General features: G+C 41.4%; 18 protein-coding genes. 6 read left to right on the plus strand and 12 right to left on the minus strand.

Annotation, left to right across the window (positions count from 1 at the left end):
• Positions 1-738 precede the first annotated feature (738 nt).
• The gene (locus A4S05_RS15175) at positions 739-1,647 is read left to right on the plus strand and encodes a peptidoglycan-binding protein (protein WP_069070661.1); all 909 of its coding nucleotides are present in this window, start codon (positions 739-741) and stop codon (positions 1,645-1,647) included.
• Positions 1,648-1,862: 215 nt separating this feature from the next.
• On the opposite strand, the gene hemJ is transcribed toward A4S05_RS15175, so the two are convergent.
• The 4 genes from hemJ to psbQ form a co-directional block, all read right to left on the minus strand.
• On the minus strand, positions 1,863-2,444 hold the full coding sequence (hemJ, locus tag A4S05_RS15180) for a protoporphyrinogen oxidase HemJ (RefSeq protein WP_069070662.1): 582 nt from the start codon (positions 2,442-2,444) through the stop codon (positions 1,863-1,865).
• Between the two features lie 322 nt (positions 2,445-2,766).
• Positions 2,767-3,618 (minus strand): alpha/beta fold hydrolase, encoded by an 852-nt coding sequence (locus tag A4S05_RS15185; protein ID WP_069070663.1) that lies wholly within the window; start codon positions 3,616-3,618, stop codon positions 2,767-2,769.
• Between the two features lie 85 nt (positions 3,619-3,703).
• Positions 3,704-4,822, minus strand: a complete 1,119-nt coding sequence (locus A4S05_RS15190) for an NAD(P)/FAD-dependent oxidoreductase (protein ID WP_069070664.1) — start codon at positions 4,820-4,822, stop codon at positions 3,704-3,706.
• 95 nt (positions 4,823-4,917) lie between these two features.
• Positions 4,918-5,373: a photosystem II protein PsbQ gene (psbQ, locus tag A4S05_RS15195; protein ID WP_069070665.1), complete on the minus strand. Its 456-nt coding sequence runs from the start codon at positions 5,371-5,373 to the stop codon at positions 4,918-4,920.
• A 512-nt stretch (positions 5,374-5,885) separates the two neighbouring features.
• On the opposite strand from psbQ, the gene A4S05_RS15200 reads away from it, so the two are divergent.
• From A4S05_RS15200 to A4S05_RS15220, 4 genes are all read left to right on the plus strand, one after another.
• Positions 5,886-6,320, plus strand: a complete 435-nt coding sequence (locus A4S05_RS15200) for a hypothetical protein (protein WP_069070666.1) — start codon at positions 5,886-5,888, stop codon at positions 6,318-6,320.
• Between the two features lie 154 nt (positions 6,321-6,474).
• A complete protein-coding gene (locus tag A4S05_RS15205; protein ID WP_069070667.1) occupies positions 6,475-7,650 on the plus strand; it encodes an RBBP9/YdeN family alpha/beta hydrolase in 1,176 nt (391 codons plus the stop codon).
• Between the two features lie 332 nt (positions 7,651-7,982).
• Positions 7,983-9,425 (plus strand): caspase family protein, encoded by a 1,443-nt coding sequence (locus tag A4S05_RS15215; protein ID WP_069070669.1) that lies wholly within the window; start codon positions 7,983-7,985, stop codon positions 9,423-9,425.
• The gene (locus tag A4S05_RS15220; RefSeq protein WP_256090988.1) at positions 9,422-10,843 is read left to right on the plus strand and encodes a tetratricopeptide repeat protein; all 1,422 of its coding nucleotides are present in this window, start codon (positions 9,422-9,424) and stop codon (positions 10,841-10,843) included. The genes A4S05_RS15215 and A4S05_RS15220 overlap by 4 nt, the downstream gene beginning before the upstream one ends.
• Positions 10,844-11,082: 239 nt before the next feature.
• On the opposite strand, the gene A4S05_RS15225 is transcribed toward A4S05_RS15220, so the two are convergent.
• From A4S05_RS15225 to A4S05_RS15260, 8 genes are all read right to left on the minus strand, one after another.
• Positions 11,083-11,280, minus strand: a complete 198-nt coding sequence (locus A4S05_RS15225; protein WP_069070670.1) for a hypothetical protein — start codon at positions 11,278-11,280, stop codon at positions 11,083-11,085.
• Positions 11,277-11,507: a hypothetical protein gene (locus A4S05_RS15230; protein WP_069070671.1), complete on the minus strand. Its 231-nt coding sequence runs from the start codon at positions 11,505-11,507 to the stop codon at positions 11,277-11,279. The genes A4S05_RS15225 and A4S05_RS15230 overlap by 4 nt, the downstream gene beginning before the upstream one ends.
• A gap of 255 nt (positions 11,508-11,762) precedes the next feature.
• On the minus strand, positions 11,763-13,256 hold the full coding sequence (locus A4S05_RS15235) for a catalase (RefSeq protein ID WP_069070672.1): 1,494 nt from the start codon (positions 13,254-13,256) through the stop codon (positions 11,763-11,765).
• Between the two features lie 204 nt (positions 13,257-13,460).
• Entirely contained in the window at positions 13,461-14,834 is a 1,374-nt protein-coding gene (locus A4S05_RS15240) for an alkaline phosphatase family protein (RefSeq protein ID WP_069070673.1), read from the minus strand.
• Between the two features lie 114 nt (positions 14,835-14,948).
• Positions 14,949-16,175, minus strand: coding sequence for a metabolite traffic protein EboE (gene eboE, locus A4S05_RS15245; RefSeq protein ID WP_069070674.1), 1,227 nt, complete (start codon positions 16,173-16,175; stop codon positions 14,949-14,951).
• Between the two features lie 211 nt (positions 16,176-16,386).
• Positions 16,387-17,319 (minus strand): UbiA-like protein EboC, encoded by a 933-nt coding sequence (gene eboC / locus A4S05_RS15250; protein WP_370684449.1) that lies wholly within the window; start codon positions 17,317-17,319, stop codon positions 16,387-16,389.
• Between the two features lie 111 nt (positions 17,320-17,430).
• Positions 17,431-18,339: a TatD family hydrolase gene (locus A4S05_RS15255; RefSeq protein WP_084227122.1), complete on the minus strand. Its 909-nt coding sequence runs from the start codon at positions 18,337-18,339 to the stop codon at positions 17,431-17,433.
• 128 nt (positions 18,340-18,467) lie between these two features.
• Entirely contained in the window at positions 18,468-19,349 is an 882-nt protein-coding gene (locus tag A4S05_RS15260) for an EboA family metabolite traffic protein (protein ID WP_069070676.1), read from the minus strand.
• Positions 19,350-19,886: 537 nt separating this feature from the next.
• Here A4S05_RS15260 and A4S05_RS15265 point away from each other — a divergent pair.
• Entirely contained in the window at positions 19,887-21,089 is a 1,203-nt protein-coding gene (locus A4S05_RS15265) for a 3-dehydroquinate synthase (RefSeq protein ID WP_069070677.1), read from the plus strand.
• Positions 21,090-21,169 lie beyond the last annotated feature (80 nt).

Genomic DNA, 21,169 nt, shown 5'->3' on the forward strand with positions numbered 1-21,169 from the left:
GCCATTGGTGTCAATTTAAGCTAGAAATAGCTTTGCTGCGGGCTTCATAACCCGCCAGAGAATGAATTCTCTGGCTCATAGCTAAAGTCTACTGAAGTAGACTGAATATTTTTGGGGATATCTAGTCATCTGAAGATGACTTTCGCTATGATTCTTGGAACTTCAGTTCCTTGCGGGACATAGTTTTTGCGTTAAGTTGACACCAATGGTCGAAACCCCGCCCCTATAGCAGTCCTAAATCATTCATGAAAAATTAGATCCTCCACTTTTCAAAGAAGTGGGGGATCTGGACAACGCAAATTTTCACAACTCATTTAGGATTGCTATAGTGGGTGGCTTAGTTTAATTGGGTTAGCGTAGCGGAGCCTTAGCCCATTGCAAATTGCGAATGCTTTCATTACTAGCCCTACCGACTGGAAGTCGCGGCTATACAGACAAAACCCACCTCCGTGGGTTAAAAACCCTTGATTTTTCAAGCTTTCCACGGAGGTGTACTTGGTTTGTGTAGTAGCGAATTCTATTCGCCTAATACTTTTCAAACATCCTCTTAGAAGAATAATTCTCATTAATAGACCTACAATACCTTGCCTTTGCGCGATCGTTAGTTACTCGTCTTAGCGTCACTATAGTAATATAAAATTTTTGCTTGAGCCTTTTGGATAAGCGTATAGTTTCAAACATCGTCAATTTTTGTCATGATGTTTATACTTAGCTATAGGTCAATGAAGCAGGTGCAATATGAAACTACAAGATTTTTTGGGAAAAGAGGAGAAATGGGGATTTGAGGCGATCGCAGATGACGCAGACTTGGCTCGTCAGATTCAGATATTGTTAATTGGCTTAGGTTTGCTAGAACCCCCAGCCGATGGGAAATTTGGCCCTGTTTCTGTGATCTCTCTCAAAAAATTTCAAGAATTAATAAAAACTGAAGAGAGTGGCTTTTTAGGAGCAGTCACAGCCAAGAAACTGATTGAAACCAAACCAGATGATCTTCCTAAACCCCCTTTAAAGCTTGGTAATGACATTGCCAGCAAAATTGTGAAATATATGCTCTCCAAGAATTATGAGGTATTCACTAATCTAAAAGAATACAACATTGTTTATATAGAGGGTATAAATGCAGACTGGACTCTCAACAATGATGCGCCCAATGAATTTAATGACCGGCGGATTGTGATTGAAGTCGTAAATGGTGTTCCTAAAATTGTTGATCACTGGGAAGCTACTACAGAACCAGGGAAGTACTACACTTATACACCAATGAATTCCAAAGGAGCAGCGAGGATTCAGTTTGGGCAATACAAAGCTTGGGCTGTTGGCACTCACGGTACAGCAGAACCTCACGAAGCATTAGTGCAAGTTGGAGATATAACTGTTTGTAGAGATTTCAACAAAGATTTTAAACGGACTGGCGACAAACTTGATACAGGTGATAATTTTTATGTGAATCAGCACTACGGCTTTGATTTTCCCCGAAATGATATTCGCCTTGCTAGTGCGGGTTGTTTAGTGGGGCGTACCCGTGAAGGACATAGAGAGTTTATGGCGATTATTAAACAAGATCGCCGTTATGTTGCTAATCGCAAATATGCTTTCTACACTACTGTGATTCCTGGGGATGATTTACTGAAAACGTTTCCAGGATGAAGTAATTAGTGGTAGAGACGCACAGTTATCATTTAGAGCCAGGGCGAAATAGAATTTACAGCTATACAAACATAGACGCTTTGCGTCTACTCTTAAGAGAACCCTTGCAGCTAACCCACAAAGTAGTCAGCGCAACCGGGCTGAAGAAAAATTGAGGGTTTGAAACCCACTGAGGTGGGTTTTGCCTTGTGTAGTTGCGGTTTCTAATCGCCCTTTTAACTTTGTTCTTGTGGTTGCCCTATCTGTGCTGTCAGCTTCTCTTTATCCTGCCTGCGTTTTTTGGCGTAAAGTTGAATAGTGACTGCCATCAAAATAATCATGGCGAAAATAGCCCAAGCAGCAATATCTGTAGGTAAATTATTCTTAAATACAGCTAGTAAGACGATCGCTACTAACATAACTGTAGGCGCTTCATTTAAAGCACGTAATTGCTGACCACTCCAGCGACATTCATCTACTGCTAATTTCTTCATCAGCCGAGCGCAGTAATGATGGTAGCCAATTAAAATAGCGACAAACAGCAGTTTTATATGCAACCAACCCTCTTTTAAAACATCCGGTTCAGTACTTACTAAACCAATAGCCATTGCGATCGTCACGTACATTCCTGGGTTCGTGATGATGTAATAGAGACGCTTTTCCATCAGTTGATACTGATTTTTCAGTATCGTTCGCGCTGGTTCCGGTTCAAGGTTCGCTTCAACGTGATAGATAAAAAGACGTACTAGGTAGAACAAACCAGCAAACCAAACTACAAATCCAACAATATGAAAGGCTTTAAACCATGAATAAGCCATGAATCATAATCTCCTTTATTTGTGGTTGCAATCCATTTTTAATGGCAATAAAAAGTAGTCAGAATTCAGAATTCAGAATTCAGAATATTTCACCCGTTAAAGGATAGATTTTTAACAAGAAATAACATTTCAATTCTGCCACTCAATCTTCCATCTAGTGGACTAAAGTGATGATTTTGCATCCTCTACTAATTGATTCTGACTCCTGAATTCTGAATTCTGACTCCTGAATTCTGACTCCTGATATTTTGACTCCTGAATTCTGACTCCTGATATTTTGACATTCATTTTTATAATATCGATTTTTGCCAAAGCTATATTATCAATGAGCATCTTTACGACGTACAAAGGGTAAAAGGTCTTCCAAAATCGTCTCGTGGTAGTGTTCTTGAGGATAATGTCCGACGTTATTAAGTTTTATTAATTCGGTATTTGGTACGGAATTGGCAAAGTTTTCGGCAATGTCTACAGGTAGCCAAGGGTCAATCATACCCCATTGAATGAGAATTGGCTGTTGCCATTCTTTAAAGCCAGATTGTATTTCTGTCATGGCTGAATCAAGCTGTAAATTGCGAATACTTGCTAAGAGACTTCGACCAGATGCAGAAGTTTTCAAAAATGGTTTTCGATAAATATCTAAATCTTTATCTTCTATGCGATAACGGCTACCACCTTCTAGCGTCCGGTCAACTAATAGGGGGTCTTGGGTCATGACTTCACCTGCCAAAGGTAAGCCCATTTGTTTAATTTTCCAAGGTAATTTGGCAGCAGTTGAAATTGGTGTATTTAAAATAACTAAATTGGCAATTTGTTCTGGATGACGCAAGGCATATTGTAGTCCTACAGAACCTAAAAAACCTTGGACAACTAAGGAAAAATTTTCCAGTTCTAAAGCTTTAATAAATCCTTCTAAAGCTGTGATAAAAGCATCAGGAGTATAAGCAAAATCTCGTTTTTCTGGTTTAGCAGAAAAGCCGTAACCAATCCAATCGGGAGCGATCGCTCTTGTCCCCTGATTCGCCAAAGCAGGTATAATATGACGCCAACTGTAACTTTGTGAAACTAAGCCATGTAGCAACAACACAGGCGCTAAATCACTTCTGCCGATTGGTAAAGATTCCCGATAAAACCATTCCAGTGAATCTACATTGATTTTATGTTCTGTTATTGACACGTTATTTTCCTATATTGGGGATTGGGTACTGGGTACTGGGGATTGGGTACTGGGATATTGATAAGAAGAATTCAGTCCTTAGTCCCTAGTCCCTAGTCCCCAGTCCCTCATTCCCCATTCCCTGAGAAATAATCATCTCACGAATCGCATAAGCTGTGGCGGGTGCTAGTAAAACGCCGTTGCGATAGTGTCCGGTGGCTAGGAGGATGTTACTAAACCCTGGCAACTTACCAATAACTGGGGCTGGACGACCTTCAGGACGGGGACGTAAGCCCGACCAAGTGCGGATAATTTTTGCTGTGGCTAATTCTGGGCAAAATGCGATCGCTTGTTCTCTAACAGATTCCAACAGTTCTTGATTTGGCGGTATCTCATTTCCATTGCTGGGAAATTCCACTGTTGCGCCTACCCAATAATCTCCACCGCCCACAGGAACAATATGGACATCATTACCCGTTATTGCTGGCTGGAAATCAGGATTACCTAACGGATGCCCCACACGCATTTGCAATGCTTGCCCAAGTACAGGGCGAATATCAATTATCTGATTTAATTTTGCTGTTAGGGGTGTTGAACCTAGCCCCGCAGCGATTACAAACCAATCTGCGGTTATTTTTCCTTCTGTAGTCTCTAGTTGATTGCAAAATTCAGATGTTGAGGTTTGGGCATCCAAAACAGTCACGCCAAATTTGAAAGTTACCCCATTTTGCTGGGCAGCCTCAACTAAAGCTAAGGTGAGGGCAGTTGGATCAAGCTGGCGGTCTTGCGGAGAATAGACAGCACCAGTAATTTTTTCGTGAGCAACTTGAGGACAAATATTTTGGAGTTTAGTGGTGTCCCAAATTTCTAAATTCCAGCCTTGAGAGTGGCGAATTTCTACAAGCTTTTCCCATGCTGCTAAATTCTCCTCTTGCAAACCCAGACTGAGAATTCCCTGGCGATTAAAAGGAATTTTGCGACCTGTTAAAGCTTCTAACTCAGGAATCAAGGTTTCATAGCGCTGGATGCTAGTTTGTCGCATCTGCCAAGCTTTACCCTTGATTTTTTGGCTGATTACGCCCATTAAAACGCCAAGTGCAGCGCCCGTGGAAGCTTGTGCTGGTGGTTGGCGATCGCAAACTGTAATTTTTAGCCCTTTTTCTTGACTCAGTTGGTATGCGATCGCAGCCCCAACTACACCACAACCGATAATAACTACATTCATGATTTCTGCTTAAAGTGAGAAGTTAGAAGCGAGAAGTTAAAAATTCTTAATTCTTAACTCCTAACTCCTAACTCCTAACTCCTAACTCCTAACTCCTAACTCTTTTCTGTTTTCGGAAGTAGATCGAGGAATTTGTCAATCTCTGCGAAAGCAGCTTGGGATTGATTCAAGGCAACTAGAGGATTGCCAGCACTAGTAGCTTTATCGAGTTTAACCAGGTCTTTAAAAAAATCTCGCGTTATTTGACGTGCTTTGGGTTGGTCTTCGGGTAGAAGATTGGGAGTGACATAAGTCAGATTCAGCTTTGCTTCTGTTATCGGGCCATGTATAAAGTTACGCACATTGATCCAATCACCTTGTTTTATTAGGGTTGTCAATTCTTCTGAGCGATCGCGCACAGCCTGAATTTCAGGAACATAAGCCTGAATTTTTTCAAGTTGTACTGCTGTGTAAGTTGGAGGTGCGATCGCAACACCAGGGCCACCACAACTAATCAGGAATGTGGCCAATAGTACTAGGAAAAATGAAAAAATCGAGCGTTGACGCACCATATATTCAACTTAATTGCTTTTGGTTTACCGATTCACAGTGTCATTTTAGATCGCTACCGCATTCAATCGTTCTTGTCAGCCAAGGATTTTGCAGAAAATCTTGATATTTTATCCAAAGAGCAGAGTTATCATCTGCTTTTGAGGAATTTTTAAGTACAATTACTTAATAGGTGTTAGGCAGTCCCAACAAGAAGCGATTTTTGGTTTCTGTTAGTAACTAAACGTGAGTTCGATGAACCTCTCCCTCCCAGCCTCCCTCTCCGAAACGGAAAGGGAGGAGCAAGGAAAAATTCCGCTTTTTGCTCCCCTCTCCGACACGGAGAGGGGCTGGGGGAGAGGTCAAATAAAACTTGTCGAACTCACGTTAACTGATATTGTTAGGGAAATATGATTTAGAGTTGCTAAATCTTAAAGGTCTTGATAAGCTGAAACACCAATATATATAAGCCTTCTGGCGGTTTTTCTCTCTTCACATCCCCGAAGATGCCGACGCAATATAGGAGTGTTTTTTAGTGAATGCAGCTGAACAGGCAACGAACCTTGAACTCGCCAGCAACATTGCTACGGTAGTTAATTTGTTCAAATTCGAGTTTCCTGATGCCAAATCTGATCTCAAACCCTGGAAAAATGACCCAGAAACTAGGGAGTTAGTCGATCCAGATTCTATAGATATTGGCTTTCACTTTCCTGGTATCAGCAAATCTTGGCGAAGTCGTAGTATTTTAATTCAAATCCGATTTTATCAAGATCCCATCAATAATTCCCGCCGTGCGATCGGCGTGGAGGTAGCTGGATTCGATCATCGCGGCGAAGCGTGGCGACTTTCTACGGTAGAAAACTGGAGTGTTGTCGGCGCATCTTCGCCTTCTGATGAAATCGAGGATAAGCTCAAACAAATTTGCCGACAGATTTTAGAAGTTTTTAATAAACCAAGCGATAATTACTAATTCGTAATTCGTAATTCGTAATTCGTAATTAAATAGGTACAAGCCTCTTGATTCATCAATGGAAATATAAAAACGCGTAGTATCATTATTTCAAGCTCCTAACTCAGGTATGGGGTAAAAATTACGAATTACGAATTATAAATTACGAATTATTGTGACTACCGTAATATTTGTACATGGCACAGGCATTAGGGAACGAGAATACAACGAAACTTTTCAGATAATTGAGCAAAAGATTCACGCCCAACGTCCTGATATCAAAGTTTCTCCCTGCCTTTGGGGTGTATTAGGTGCAAAGTTCAATGATAATCGGGCATCAGTACCCTTGGAGAATGCGACACTGGCTTTATCTCAAGGAGAAGAAGACGCAGATATTGTACTGTGGAGGCAATTATACCGCGATCCTCTGTATGAATTACGGCTGTTGTCTTTGAAACCGATTGAGGCAGGAAATCCCTTTGGGGAACAACCAGGGGATATTTTACAATCTCGTGTGGCGAGTTTTACTCCAACATTGGAACTGCAAGCTAAGTTGCAAGAGGCGGGAATTGCAGAGGTATTTGAGCCAGCACGAGAGGCGGTTATCCGCAGTGAACCGTATGAACGTACATTGCTCACAGTTTCCGAATCTGATTTGAGTGAATATTATGCACCAATAGCTAGAGCAGTTGTGGCTCAAGCAATGTTTATTAGCGAACTGCAAGAACAATTTCCCGCCATACTCACCGATGCCCAATTGCGGGATGATGTTGTGGAATTGCTGACTCTGGCTTTGGGAGAGGCGGAATTAGGATTGGGCGGCTGGTTATTAAAACCATTTGTTGAATTAGCGTTACCAATCGGAACAAATTATGTCAGAGGAAACCGCCTTGAGTTAACTGATAAAATTTCGCCTATGCCTGGTGATATTTTGTTGTATCAGACGCGGGGTGAAAAAATCAGGGCGTTTATCCAGCAACAAATTGCCCAAGCAGAACCGCCAGTGGTTTTAATCGCCCATAGTTTGGGAGGTATCGCTTGTGTAGATTTGCTAGTGCAGCAGCAGTTGTCTCAGGTGGAATTATTGGTAACAGTTGGTTCCCAAGCACCATTTTTATATGAGATTAACGCCCTCTACAGCTTAGAATATGGGCAGTTATTGCCAGAGCATTTCCCGCAATGGTTGAATATCTACGATTTACGGGATTTTCTCAGTTACGTGGGTAATAGAATTTTCCCTGATAAAGTGCAGGATGTGGTAGTGGATAGCAGACAACCGTTTCCCCGTTCCCACGGTGCTTATTGGACAAATGCCAAAACCTGGGAGGCGATTATTTCGAGGTTGCCATAATGGTTTACTTTTTACTGTATTTAGAAAAACCCTCTCCAAACCTCTCCCCTACAAGGATAAAGGTTTTAAATTTCCTCCCTTCTCTAGTAAGGAAGGGGGTTAGGGACTGTTTTCAAACTCGAAGATCCCCCCTAACCCCCCTTAAAAAGGGGGGAAAAGAAATTCTAAAAGCCTCCCTAGCTTTTGTAAAGGAGAGAAAAGAAACTCTAAAAGCCCCCCTTAAAAAGGGGGGTTGGGGGGATCTCCAAAGACTCAGGTGCTTCAAGAAAGGTTTGAAAACACGCCCTAGCGGGTTAGGTCATTTTCCCCATAACGTGAGAGGCTAGGTCATCATGCAGTTGATGGCTAAACCTGAGCGGACATTTGGGTTAATTGTGGGTATTGAAAAGTACCACGAAACCGCTTGGAACGTGCCAGGTGGGGGGCCAGCCGATGACGCGCTGAAATTTGCTCATTGGCTGCATCAGCACGGTGTACCGAAAGAAAATATCCGGTTATGTTTATCAGCACTGGAAGAAAATCATCAGTTAATTGGGGAATGTGGGTTAACTGTAGAGTTAGCAACAGAGCAAAATATCTCCAACATTGTGACTAACTTTTTATCCCCAAAGTCGGGGGATTTACTCTACATTTTTTGGGCGGGACATGGTTGGATTACCTCAGAACGAGAGCGTCGGTTGTTTTGTGCCGATGCGAATGAACGGAATTACCAGAACTTAAATTTGAATTCTTTATTAGTTTATTTGGCTTCAGATAAATTTCAGATTCGTAATCATATTTGTATTGTTGATGCCTGTGCTAATTTTCCTTTATCGCTACGAGGCCAATCAGGTGAATTACCTGGGAAAACTTTTTTTAGTGGACAGCCAAGGAAAGATAGTCAACAATTTGTGTTACTGGCTACGCGGGAAGGAGAGACAGCTAAGGTAAATTCTGAAACTAAAACAGGATACTTTTCTCAAGCTGTGAGAGAAGCTTTAGCCGCAGCTAATGGGAATTTTCCCCCGAATATGAGGGAAGTTACTGAGGCAGTTAAGCAGCGATTTAATAGTTTAGATAAAAAACAACTGCCTACTTATTTTTATTCCCGCAGTTGGGATGGAGATATCGAAAAATCTCATTTCAACCCGTTTGATATCCCGCATGATATTCCACAGAGTCAAGCTCGTAAGTTTGTTGGGAGGGATGAGCAAATAGAACAATTGCGTCAGCTGTTGCAAGCAAATGATATTGTGGCTATTACCGATGTGACTGGGCAAGGTGGCGTGGGTAAAACAGAGTTAGCTATTCAATACTCATGGCAATATTTAGAAAATTATTCTGGCGGGTGTTGTTGGTTAAATCCCCAAGGTATTGATTTGGGAACCCAGTTAGTAGAGTTTGGAGTTGTGAATTTACCTAACTTTAATCCGCCGGATGGATTAAGCCTAGCAGGTCAAGTTAATTATTGCTGGAAGAAGTGGCAAGCTGGCAAAGTTTTATTGATATTTGATGATGTCAAAGACTGGAAGCTAATTCAACCCTATTTACCACCTAAAGGTTCTCGGTTTAAGGTGTTGATTACCACTCGTCTAAATATAGGGTTAGCATATCCATCACTGCCGTTAGGTGGATTGTCAGAAGATGGAGCCTTAGAATTATTAGCAAAGCTATTGGGGGATGAATATGTTCAACAAAAGACGGAGACAGCAAAAGAAATTTGTAAATTAATCGGTTATTCACCCATTGCACTCTACCAAATAGCGGGGCATAGTCAAAACCGAGGAGGAGTATGATGCTAGCAGACATTCTCGCACGGCTACAAAAGCAAACATCAGCAGGCGAGTCTGGTGTAGCAGCAGCTTTTGAGTTGAATTGGGAGTGCTTAGAACCAGAAGCGCAAGAATTAGCTTGTTTGCTGAGTTTGTTTGCTTTGGCTCCTATTCCTTGGTCTTTGGTAGAATCAGCAGCAAGTTATAGCAATTTGGAATTTGACATTAAAGGTAACTGCGCTGTTTTAGTTGAGCGTTATTTGCTGCAAGAATTGGCAGAGGACACTTACCAAGTTCACGATCGCATTCAGGAATTATTGCAGCAGAAGTTAGAAGAGTTAGCTGAAGCCAACGAACTCAAGCGTGGCTATTGTCAAGCAATGGTAGTTGTAGCAAAAGATATTCCTCAGACACCCACATTGATAGACATTGTTAAAGCAACTCTTGCCATCCCTCACCTTGCCGGAACTGCTACAGTTTACCAAGCTTGGTTAAGTGATGATGATTTAATCTGGCCTTTTTTGGGCTTGGGTAGATTTTACCAAGGTCAAGGAGCTTACGTCCAAGCCTTACCTTGGTACGAACAAAGTTTATTTGCTGCTAAAAAACGTTTTGGCGATGAACACCCCTCTGTGGCAAGTAGCCTGAACAATTTGGCAGTATTTTATAAATCACAGGGAAGGTACAGCGATGCCGAACCTTTGTACATCGAAGCTTTGTCCATGAAAAAACGCCTGCTGGGGGATGAACACCCCTCTGTGGCAACCAGCCTGAACAATTTGGCAGTATTTTATAAATCACAGGGAAGGTACAGCGATGCCGAACCTTTGTACATCGAAGCTTTGTCCATGAGGAAAAGCCTGCTGGGGGATGAAGACCCAGATGTGGCAACTAGCCTGAACAATTTGGCATTACTCTACAAATCACAGGGAAGGTACAGCGATGCTGAACCTTTGTACATCGAAGCTTTGTCCATGAGAAAACGCTTGCTAGGGGATGAACATCCAGATGTGGCACAAAGCCTGAACAATTTGGCAGTATTTTATAAATCACAGGGAAGGTACAGCGATGCTGAACCTTTGTACGTCGAAGCTTTGTTTATGAGAAAACGCCTGCTGGAGGATGAACACCTCTCTGTGGCAAGTAGCCTGAAAAATTTGGCAGTATTTTATAAATCACAGGGAAGGTACAGCGATGCCGAACCTTTGTACATCGAAGCTTTGTCCATGAGAAAACGCCTGCTGGGGGATGAACACCCAGATGTGGCAAAAAGCCTGAATAATTTGGCAGAACTTTACGATTCGCAGGGAAGGTACAGCGATGCCCAACATTTGTATATCGATGCTTTAAAGATCGCTGAAAAACGCTTAGGGGCAAATCATCCCAATACAATAACCATTCGTGAAAATCTGGAAGACTTGCGGCGGAATCGTCAGCCTTGATTCAGGAGAATGGTTGCTTTTGTCTCCCGTTGGTTTCAGTAATTTAGGTAATCTGCATCGGCTGCATTACCCGTCTGGGATTCAAATCCTAGTCTAATAAGTAGGCAAGATAATTAATTACACAATGTCATTGCAAATGCAGTGAAGCAAAATAAAGCGATCGCAACCCCTAAAACTACTTCTCTACGATATGCTTTGCGAAGGGTGCGATCGTAATAACTGTAAATATTTTTGTTTATCTATTTAATGAGCCTCTGAACTCCGTCAACGAGGCTTTTATCTCCGTTCACGAGGCTTTTATCTCCGTTCACGAGGCTTTTATCTCCGTTCACGAGTATTTTATCTCCGTCAACGAGTATTTTATCTCCGTTCACGAGGCTTTTATCTCCGTTCACGAGTCTTTTATCTCCGTTGACGAGTCTTTTAGCTCCGTTCACGAGGCTTTTATCTCCGTTAACGGGTTATAGAGATAGCGATCGTGGTTAATTGCACCATCTTTTACATCACATTCCACAGGATTTGAACCTAAATCCCAAATAGAAGATGTTTGTTTTATGCTAGTAATAATAATTTTTCCATTTTCTTGAATAATCTCAAACTCTTGGTTTTCTCCTAATAGTTCTTTAGGGATTAATAAGCCTTTTTCTGTTGCTGTTAATTTCATGTTTAATTACCTCGATTGATTTTGTAAGCTAATCAAATTAATTTGCTTTAAGAGGTTGTTTGAAAAGTGGTTGGCTGTGATTTTAGGCGCTTTTAGATCCCCCCTAACCCCCCTTAAAAAGGGGGGAACCGGAATCAAAGTCCCCCTTTTTAAGGGGGATTTAGGGGGATCTAAAATGTTTTGCTACCAAGAAAAGAACTTTTCAAACATCCTCTAAGGCGGGCAAGATGCCCACCCCACAAAATTGAATAAGGCTTACCAGTTACCTACGGGTTGAGCATTATGAGAAAATACTGAGGGATCAATTGAAATGCCTAACCCCTCAGCTACACGACTACCATAAGAAATATCTGCCCGGAAGAAGTGGCAAAGTTGGCGCATTTGAATGTCCTGTCTCGCTTGAGAGAGACTACCGACAATATTTTTTGCCAAACGCTCTTGCTGTTCAGGAGTTAGTAACCGATACAGATTACCTGCTTGCGTATAATCGTCGTTTCCTTCACGATGACTGTAACGATCGACTGTGACATCGCCCAAATGACTAGGTGGTTCTGCATAAGCTGGATTTTCTTTGGGCGTACCCTCAGCACTATTCGGTTCATAGTTAGGAACGCTACCGTGGTTGTTCCCCGATGCCATAAAGCCATCTCGCTGATAATGCATCACTGGACATTTGGGCTGGTTAACAGGTAGTTGCTGATAGTTACCACCCAAACGATACCGTTGAGCATCTGGGTAAGAAAAAATTCGAGCTTGCAGCATTTTGTCTGGAGAGAAACTAACGCCAGGAACCACTGCACTAGGGCTAAAAGCGGCTTGCTCTACTTCGGCAAAATAATTCTCAGGGTTACGATTTAGCTCTAATATCCCGACTTCAATTAAAGGATATTCGCCTTGTTTCCAAACTTTGGTTAAGTCAAAAGGATTATCAGGATGTTTTTCCGCTTGCTCCTCGGTCATCACCTGAATACACATCCGCCACTTAGGATAGTCTTTTTTAGCGATCGCTTCAAACAAATCGTGAGTTGCATGATCTGGATCTTCGCCCTTAATCTTAGCGGATTCTTCCTCCGTCAAGGTTTGATGCCCTTGCAGAGTCTTAAAGTGAAATTTACACCAAACGCGATCGCCTTCAGCATTAATTAAACTAAAGGTGTGGCTACCAAAACCATCCATGTGGCGATGGGTTTTGGGAATTCCCCGATCTGAAAAGAGGATCGTCACCTGGTGAAGCGATTCTGGACTGAGTGACCAAAAATCCCACTTTGCATTCTGATCTTTACAATTGGTTTGGGGATTGCGCTTTTGGGTATGGATGAAATCAGGAAACTTCAAAGGGTCGCGGATGAAGAAAATAGGGGTATTGTTACCGACAAGATCCCAGTTACCCTCCTCAGTATAAAACTTGAGGGAAAAACCTCTAGGGTCGCGCTCGGCATCTGCTGAACCTTTTTCTCCTCCGACTGTAGAAAAACGCAACAGAAGTTCCGTTTTCTTGCCAATTTCAGAAAAAAGTTTCGCTTTACTGTAGCGGGTAATGTCATTGGTAATAGTCAAAGTGCCGTGAGCAGCCGCACCTTTAGCGTGGACAACTCTTTCAGGAATACGTTCTCTATTGAAATGAGCCAGCTTTTCTAAGAGGTGGAAATCCTGGATTAATACAGGCCCACGCGCTCCAGCGGTAAGTGAGTTCTGGTTATCGCTAACTGGAATACCGTCAGCAGTTGTCAAATTTTGGGGTTCAGTCATGGGTTAAGAAGCTCTCCATGTAAGTTAACTCAGATTGCCCACAGTACATTTTAGTCAGTAGATGGATACCTACTGATAGAACAATCTAATTCATAGTCATAACGAGTTTGTATTTAAAGCATACTCGATATGATTATGAATTACCATAAATTTTTTTGTATTTTGGTAAGATATAGATACGATATATAGCCTCTATACTGCCTTTCAGGTATTTAAATGTTTGAGAATCAACGAGCAAACATCTGTCGCCTCAATTTGATGTTCATTAACTAGGTGAGTTTGATGGGTGATAAATAGAGGCCCTTCATCTGGGGAAGTGGTGATATTACCGTGAGAACCACGCACCAGGGAAGCATCCAGAGGGATCACATCCATTAAGTAGCGAAAACCCAGTTGTTTCTTAAGTAACTTGAGAGCAATTTTTCCTTGAGGAAATTTAATCTGCGGATCGAGGAAAAGTTCTACAGGATCGTAACCAGGTTTGCGGTGGATATCTACAGTTCTAGCAAAATCAGGCGCTTTGGCATCATCGAGCCAATAATAATAGGTAAACCAAGCGTCAGATTGTGCGATCGCCACCAACTCACCCGATCTAGGATGATCGAGATGGTAGGCTTGTTTACCCTGTTCATCCAATACCTGCGCTACACCTTCAGTCGCTTCTAAAAGCGATCGCACTTTCGGGATATACGCCGGATCGTTCACATACACATGAGCAATTTGGTGATCGGCAACGGCAAAGGCAATGCTAGCACCAAAATCGAGCAGTTCTCGCCCTAATTCTTCTCGCACAGCAATTAAACCATTTTCCCGTAGTACGCGGTTTAAATCCACAGCTTTAGAAACTGGGGTAATACCATACTCAGAAAGAATAATTACCTGAGTATTACGTGCTTGAAAATATTCAATTAAATCCCCACAAACAGCATCAATTTCTCGCAAATCTGCTTGAATCTGTGTTTGATTGTTACCAAATTTTTGCAGACAGTAATCTAAATGTGGTAGATAAACCAGTGATAATGTCGGGCTGTAACGTTCCTCAATCCATTTTGCGGAATTGGCAATCCATTGACTAGAACTAATGGTAGTTTTTGGCCCCCAGAAATCGAAAAGGGGGAAGTTTCCTAAATCAGATTGAATTTGCGATCGCACATCACTAGGATGGGTATAAATATCAGGTAATTTTCTCCCATCTGCGGGATACATTGGGCGCGGCGTAATGGCATAATCTGCTGTAGAGTACATATTGTACCACCAAAAAAGGTTGGCACAAGTGAAATTTGGATCGATTGATTTAGCTATTTCCCAAACTTTGGGAGCTTGTACTAGCTTATTAGATTGCCGCCAAAACTTCACTTCACATTCATCGCGGAAGTACCAACCATTAGCGACAATTCCATGTTCATTAGGCAACTTTCCGGTTAAATAAGTAGCCTGAACAGAACAAGTCACAGCAGGTAACACTTTTTTGATAGGAAGCACTTGCCCAATAGCCGCCCAAGAAGATAAAAACGGCGTATTTTCTCCTAGTAAACTGGGCGTTAATCCCACGACATTTAGAACAACTGTTTTCTGCATAAACTTAATTCTCTCTTATAGCAATTTGAAAAAATAACTAGAAACACACAATAACGTATCTCTAAAGATTTAAACTAGAAAACTAAGTTTAAACCTTTAATTACGAATTACGAATTACGAACTACGAATTAATTTTAATACCCACTCATACTCACGCTGAATAGAAGTTGCTAAATCTATCTTCATTTCTGATGGCAATACATCCCATGTGTAAGTCTCAATTTCTAAATGTGAGCAAGCATTGTTTGTTTGAAGTAGATGTAAAACAGTAGCAATATCATCTTGGGTAGATTGCAAAATTTGATAATCATGAATAAAAATTGGGACATGGAAGTGAGTCCTCCATTCTTCAGCTAGAGATTGCTCTAAATGGGGTAATGCAGTTATTAAGTCAGGATAGTGATGGAGTGTACCATCACTGCGACGTTCTATTACTTGATGAAGATAAGTAGATTCTGCAAAAGGGCGTAAGCGTTCAACTATTAAGCTACGTTTCTCAACCTCAGCAGGTATTTTTACTTGAATTGCTGCGCTGATTTGAATCTTGCCAATCTTAATTCCTGCTGATTGAAAACGTGCAAATACAGACTGCGGTTCCTCATATTCAACTGAAAAATGGCAGGTGTCATAGCAAACCCGAACGTGTTCTAGTAATTTAGTTTCTGCTAACGTCTGGTCAATATTTAATTTCTCTGATAAATAACTACCACTAATTGGCAATAACCAGTTTTGATAAAAATCAATTACTTCTGAGGTATTTTCAATTAATCCATCAGGCTCAGGTTCTAAATCAATATGTAGTAACTTACCTGTTTCTTCGCGGATGCGAATCATTTCTACAACAACTGATGCTATGTTCAAACAACTCTTTTTCAGAACAGTCTCGAAAGTTGCTTGGTCTTTTACCCACCAAGGTTTATAGGATAATGGTAGTGTAGAAATTCCACCATCAAGTCCTTGGGGTAATAGACTAGCTAAAATATGTGCCAAGTTTAATGTATAATTAACGCGTTCTTGTGTAGACCAATCTGGTGCATAAACTTGATCTTTTACCACCTGCCGATGAAATCCGCCATACGGGAATCCGTTTAAGGTGAAAACATATAAATCTTGTTGAGTCAGCCAAGCTTGAAATTGAGCTAAATTATTACTTTCTAAAAGTTGTTTCGCAGCTACATCTGATAACCTTAAGCCAATACCAAAAGGTTCTGTAGGTGATAAACGTGACTTGAGTTCGGGAATATAGTTTTCTAAATTGGCGAAAACCTCTAGCCAACTTTCACCAGGATGAATATTGCTGCAATAAGTTAAGTGAAAATTATTGTTTTTTGTAATTTTCATTTTCTCGCTTTATCTCTTGTATATGTAATCTGTTTTCTTTGGCTTAAACTATTTCACAAAATACTTGCCATATATTCATGGGTAAGGGCGCACATTTATCATTGGTGTCAACTTAAGCCAAAAANNTTTCGCGTTAAGTTGACACCAACCAATGCACATTTATACGCCCCTACAGCCGATTAATGGTATTACTGGGTGTGTACATTCAACTTCAAGTAACAGCAAATACTTTTGCTAACTTCATCGAAATTGGTAGCAAGATTAGAACTAATAAACCGTAATACAACCCAGCAAAACCAGATGCAACGGTTGCATCTAAAACTATTAGAGATAAAACGCCTATTCTCACGGCATTGCGGATGTTTTCGGCTATCGGTTCCCGCGCAGCTTTGATAAAGTTAGGTAAGATTCTGATAGCTAATAAAATAGCAAATGGTAGTGCTGCGATCGCAGTGTACCCTTCTAATAATCCTAAAGCTAAAACTGCCGTCAAAACTATTGCAATTAGCAGTAATGCGAGTACTCCTGTAATCTTCTTACCTCCATGAACTTCACCCTGACTAATTGCGGTGATCGCAGCAATGTAAAGAACAGGAATTAGCGCTAAATACCAACGTTCCCAAACTATTGCGGGTACTGCACTTACACCTAATAATAAGTTACTGCCACGACACAAACCCATATTTAAAGGGCCAAAAAAAGGATGATGTTTGGCAAGTGAATCATATAAAAGGGATGAAAGAGTGATAAATATAGCGATCGCAGCACTCAACCAGGATACTTGAAAAGCAGCTATAATCCCGATGGCAAATAGTATACTCCCCAATAAAGTAGCATTTTGACGAGATACGCGTCCACTAGGAATTGCTCTATTCGGTCGCTCTTTTGCATCTAAGTCTGCATCGAAAACATCATTAAAAACTATACCACCGCCATATAAGCCAGTGGTAGCCAATAACAACCAAGCTAATGGAATTAGTATGGAAAAACTTGCTTCTCCATTCATTAATTGAACAAAAATAATCCCAGAACCAGAAGCAGCAAAACCTAGAAGAATATCCGCCCAAGCAGTAACAATATTAGCAGGACGCATCAATTCAAGATAACCCCGCCAGCTTTGAAAGTTTAAGCTTGCAACATTCACTTATCTGCCTCCGTACCTAATTATTTCTCAAAATAAACCGCATACTATACAGATGAATCAAATATTTATGCAATTCCTCATCCCCACTCCCCACTCCCTACTCCCAATTTATTACTCAATCAACACAAAATCTGAAACTGATTTGATTCCTGGTTCTTGTCCCCGCAGCACAGAATTACCACTGAACAACTGACGCTGATCAACAGATTGGGGATTGAGCCAGTCTGAAGCTTTCATCTGCCCAGTTTGACTGTAAGCCGCTAGGGCATTTTCATAACAAACTGCTTGCACATGTTCTTCAGGAATACCCCTATCTAACATCAACTGAGCCGTTTTCGGGACTGCCAAAGGATCGCTGATACCCCAATCAGCACTACTATCTACAATGATGCGATCGCGCCCATACTTGCGGACAACCTCTACCATCCTGGCGTTACCCATCTTCGTCTGTGGGTAAATTGTGAAAGCCGCCCAAAAACCCCGTCCTAATACTTCTTCAACAGTTTCTTCGTTGTTGTGATCGATAACTACTTGTGAGGGATCTAAGCCATATTCAATACAGCGATCCATACTCTTACTAGCACCTTCCTTTTTATTGCGGTGAGGAGTATGAATTAGTACTAACATATCGAGTTCTTTAGCTAATGCCAACTGTTGACAAAAGTACTTATCTTCTGCTTCTGTCATATCGTCATAGCCAATTTCACCAATGGCAACAACACCTTCTTTGCAGGCGTAAAGTGGTAGCAGATCTATAACTTCTGCTGCTAGTGCTTCATTGTTAGCTTCTTTCGGATTTAGTCCAATTGTGCAGTAGTGTTGGATGCCAAACTGACTAGCACGAAACCTTTCCCAGCCCACAAGACTACTGAAGTAGTCTTTAAATGAGCCAGAATTGGTTCGAGGTTGTCCTAACCAAAAAGCTGGTTCAATAACGGCGACAATACCATATTCCCGCATTACTAGGTAATCGTAAGTAGTACGGGAACACATGTGAATGTGAGGATCGATAAACATCATGGTTTTAATTATTGGGAATTGGGATTAGGGGAGAGGAGACAGGTGAGAGGTTATAGGGAATAATCTGTACCCTGTAACCTGTAACCTATTCCCTTCTTCACTCCCTTCTATTTGTAAACAAAAAGGCGTTAGCGTGGCTCGCCGCAGGTATCGCGGCTAAAACTGCTCCAAGTCAGATTGCCTTGTTGAATGGATGACTGTAAATCTGGGTAACGAGAAAGTAATGCTTGTGCTTCGGGTACAGGAGACTCAGCACAAGCTAAGGCTGCTGCTTCTTGCTCGTGTACATCCCCATTAGCTAGTACTTTTTCCAAATCTGTGATGATGGTGCTATCGGCAAACCGTCCTACAGGTCGCCAAAGTTCTGGCGTAACTGAGCGTTTGGCTGCCCAACGTTCATGGGCATAGGCTGCCAACATCTTCGCCAATTCTGGGTTAGCACGCCGATCCAGACCCCAAATTAGATGCAACGGACTGCCAACAAACACAGCCTTCAGCACCATCTGATTCCAAGCAGCATTGTCTAAATAATCTGCTGGATAAGGGTTACGTAATGCGATCGCTTGGAACACATTACTCATGTTACTGCGAATTCCCTCAGCAGTACGGTGGCGATGTAACTCTGGATGTGGTAGAAGCGGCAAACTTTGATAAAGGGCAACTAACTCTCCCATATCGGCAGTGGAGAAGACTTGATCAAGCGATCGCACATAGCCCTCAACATCATCGTGGGGCAAAGCTAAAAGCAAGAGTGTGCGACCTGCTTGATCTACACTCCAATGACCAGGATGCCAACCGGGAATCACATCCTGTGCTGCTTCCAAGTCCTGGAATGTTAGCTGCAAATCCTCTTTACCTAGATAACGCGGCACAGCACTAAAAGCTGTAAAAAACACTCGTTCAGCAGCGCCGCTAGCAATCTGTGCCTGTTTCTGTTCCAGCCAAGCCAAACCTTTCTCCGAAACAGACTTTAACAGCCAGTTATGCAGTAACTTGTTTACTTTACTCATGATAAATTCAGGACAAGTTGCCCAACTTTTTTTGTGACAACCAAGTATAAAATCTACCACTAAACTTGATATTTTGGGATGAAGCAGTTAGAGAATATACTGATGAGATCATAACTTCACTGAATCTATAAAAATCTCCGAATTTTAAAGAAGCTACTGTAAAGATACCATTTTGATTAGATAAATTCTCAGATTATCTAACGGAAAAAACGTAGAATTCTATGTAATAATGATCTCCAGTGCCAACCTCATATATCAAGTCTAGGCATCAAAAAAATTGTAACCTAATATTATTTTGAACTTTATCTACTAAGTAAATATGCTTCAAATGCATGTTTTATTTATTAGTTAAAATTTTCTATTGGATAGTTTTATCTGGAAATATTCAATAAATTATTTGTATTTATTTACTGTTAGCTTCCATTAAATCAGCCACCCATCTCAAACGTGTGAAACCCTTGCAAACAATTAATTACGAATTACGCGCAGCGGTACTAGTGCATCATTTACAGTTACTTAAAAAGCAATAATATTCAAATGGCTATTCAACAAAAGACTGCTCTTAATCTGCAACCAATTAACCAATCTGTCCGTGTGACCTTCAATTATGATGTTCACTTTACTAGAGGTCTATTTCAGTTAGATAATCCTTTACTCGCACAAGTGATCGCCGCAGATGGGGAGGCAACACCAAAACGAGTCCTAGCAGTGGTAGATGGAGGATTTTTACAGTACCAGGATGGATTGCTCAAAAAATTATCAGCCTACGCCCAGCATTATGAAGATGTACTAACACTGAGCGGTAAACCAATAGTAGTTGCGGGTGGAGAAGCAGTTAAGAATGATTCTAGATTTATAGAGCAAATTCATCAACAGATCAATGAATCTGGATTGTGCCGTCACTCCTACGTCTTAGCAATTGGAGGTGGAGCCGTCCTAGACATGGCAGGATACGCAGCAACAACGGCTCATCGAGGAATCCGACTGCTACGAGTACCGACAACAGTATTAGGTCAAAACGATTCGGGTGTCGGGGTAAAAAATGGAATCAATGCCTTCGGCAAGAAAAACTTTTTGGGTACATTCATGCCACCTTATGCTGTCTTGAATGACTTTGATTTTCTCACTAGCCTTGATGATCGAGATTGGCGATCGGGTATTGCAGAAGCAGTGAAAGTAGCGCTGATTAAAGATGCAGACTTCTTCGACTTTATTATGACTAATGCCGATAAATTGGCTAATCGGGACATGAACATAATGGAAAGGCTGATCTATCGTTGTTCACAGTTGCACTTAGAGCATATTGCTGGTGGTGGCGATCCCTTTGAAATGGGTTCATCGCGTCCTTTAGATTTTGGACACTGGGCGGCTCATAAACTAGAGCATTTAACTAATTACAGCCTACGTCACGGTGAAGCTGTAGCGATCGGCATTGCTTTAGATACGACCTATTCATATTTAACAGGTCAATTATTGCAATCTGAGTGGCAAAGGGTTTTAAATACGCTCAAAAAACTAGGCTTTACTTTGTACGTATCAGCACTGACAGAGCAGTTAGATCAACTAGATCATCCGCATTGTATATTTAGGGGGCTTACCGAGTTCCGTGAACACTTGGGAGGAAAATTGACAATCACTCTTCTACAAGGAATCGGAGAGGGAATAGAAGTTAACCAGGTGGATTTGTCTTTGTATAAAGATGCTATTTTGATGCTGCAAGATTGGGAACTTTTACATTAATTATCCCTTGGATACAATCAGGAGAAGTGATGTTTAATGACAAGCCTTCTGGGTTCGTGGGTGACGATTGACTATCGCAA

Origin of the sequence: Nostoc sp. KVJ20 (genome assembly GCF_001712795.1) — a bacterium.
Lineage (GTDB): Bacteria > Cyanobacteriota > Cyanobacteriia > Cyanobacteriales > Nostocaceae > Nostoc.

Bases quoted from the DNA above. Each gene is read 5' to 3' on its own strand.
- A4S05_RS15175 (WP_069070661.1), top strand. From the start codon at position 739: ATGAAACTACAAGATTTTTTGGGAAAAGAGGAGAAATGGGGATTTGAG.
- A4S05_RS15215 (WP_069070669.1), top strand. From the start codon at position 7,983: ATGCAGTTGATGGCTAAACCTGAGCGGACATTTGGGTTAATTGTGGGT.
- hemJ (WP_069070662.1), bottom strand. From the start codon at position 2,444: ATGGCTTATTCATGGTTTAAAGCCTTTCATATTGTTGGATTTGTAGTT.
- A4S05_RS15220 (WP_256090988.1), top strand. From the start codon at position 9,422: ATGATGCTAGCAGACATTCTCGCACGGCTACAAAAGCAAACATCAGCA.
- A4S05_RS15260 (WP_069070676.1), bottom strand. From the start codon at position 19,349: ATGAGTAAAGTAAACAAGTTACTGCATAACTGGCTGTTAAAGTCTGTT.
- A4S05_RS15255 (WP_084227122.1), bottom strand. From the start codon at position 18,339: ATGATGTTTATCGATCCTCACATTCACATGTGTTCCCGTACTACTTAC.
- A4S05_RS15265 (WP_069070677.1), top strand. From the start codon at position 19,887: ATGGCTATTCAACAAAAGACTGCTCTTAATCTGCAACCAATTAACCAA.
- A4S05_RS15235 (WP_069070672.1), bottom strand. From the start codon at position 13,256: ATGACTGAACCCCAAAATTTGACAACTGCTGACGGTATTCCAGTTAGC.
- A4S05_RS15230 (WP_069070671.1), bottom strand. From the start codon at position 11,507: ATGAAATTAACAGCAACAGAAAAAGGCTTATTAATCCCTAAAGAACTA.
- A4S05_RS15240 (WP_069070673.1), bottom strand. From the start codon at position 14,834: ATGCAGAAAACAGTTGTTCTAAATGTCGTGGGATTAACGCCCAGTTTA.
- A4S05_RS15190 (WP_069070664.1), bottom strand. From the start codon at position 4,822: ATGAATGTAGTTATTATCGGTTGTGGTGTAGTTGGGGCTGCGATCGCA.
- psbQ (WP_069070665.1), bottom strand. From the start codon at position 5,373: ATGGTGCGTCAACGCTCGATTTTTTCATTTTTCCTAGTACTATTGGCC.
- eboE (WP_069070674.1), bottom strand. From the start codon at position 16,175: ATGAAAATTACAAAAAACAATAATTTTCACTTAACTTATTGCAGCAAT.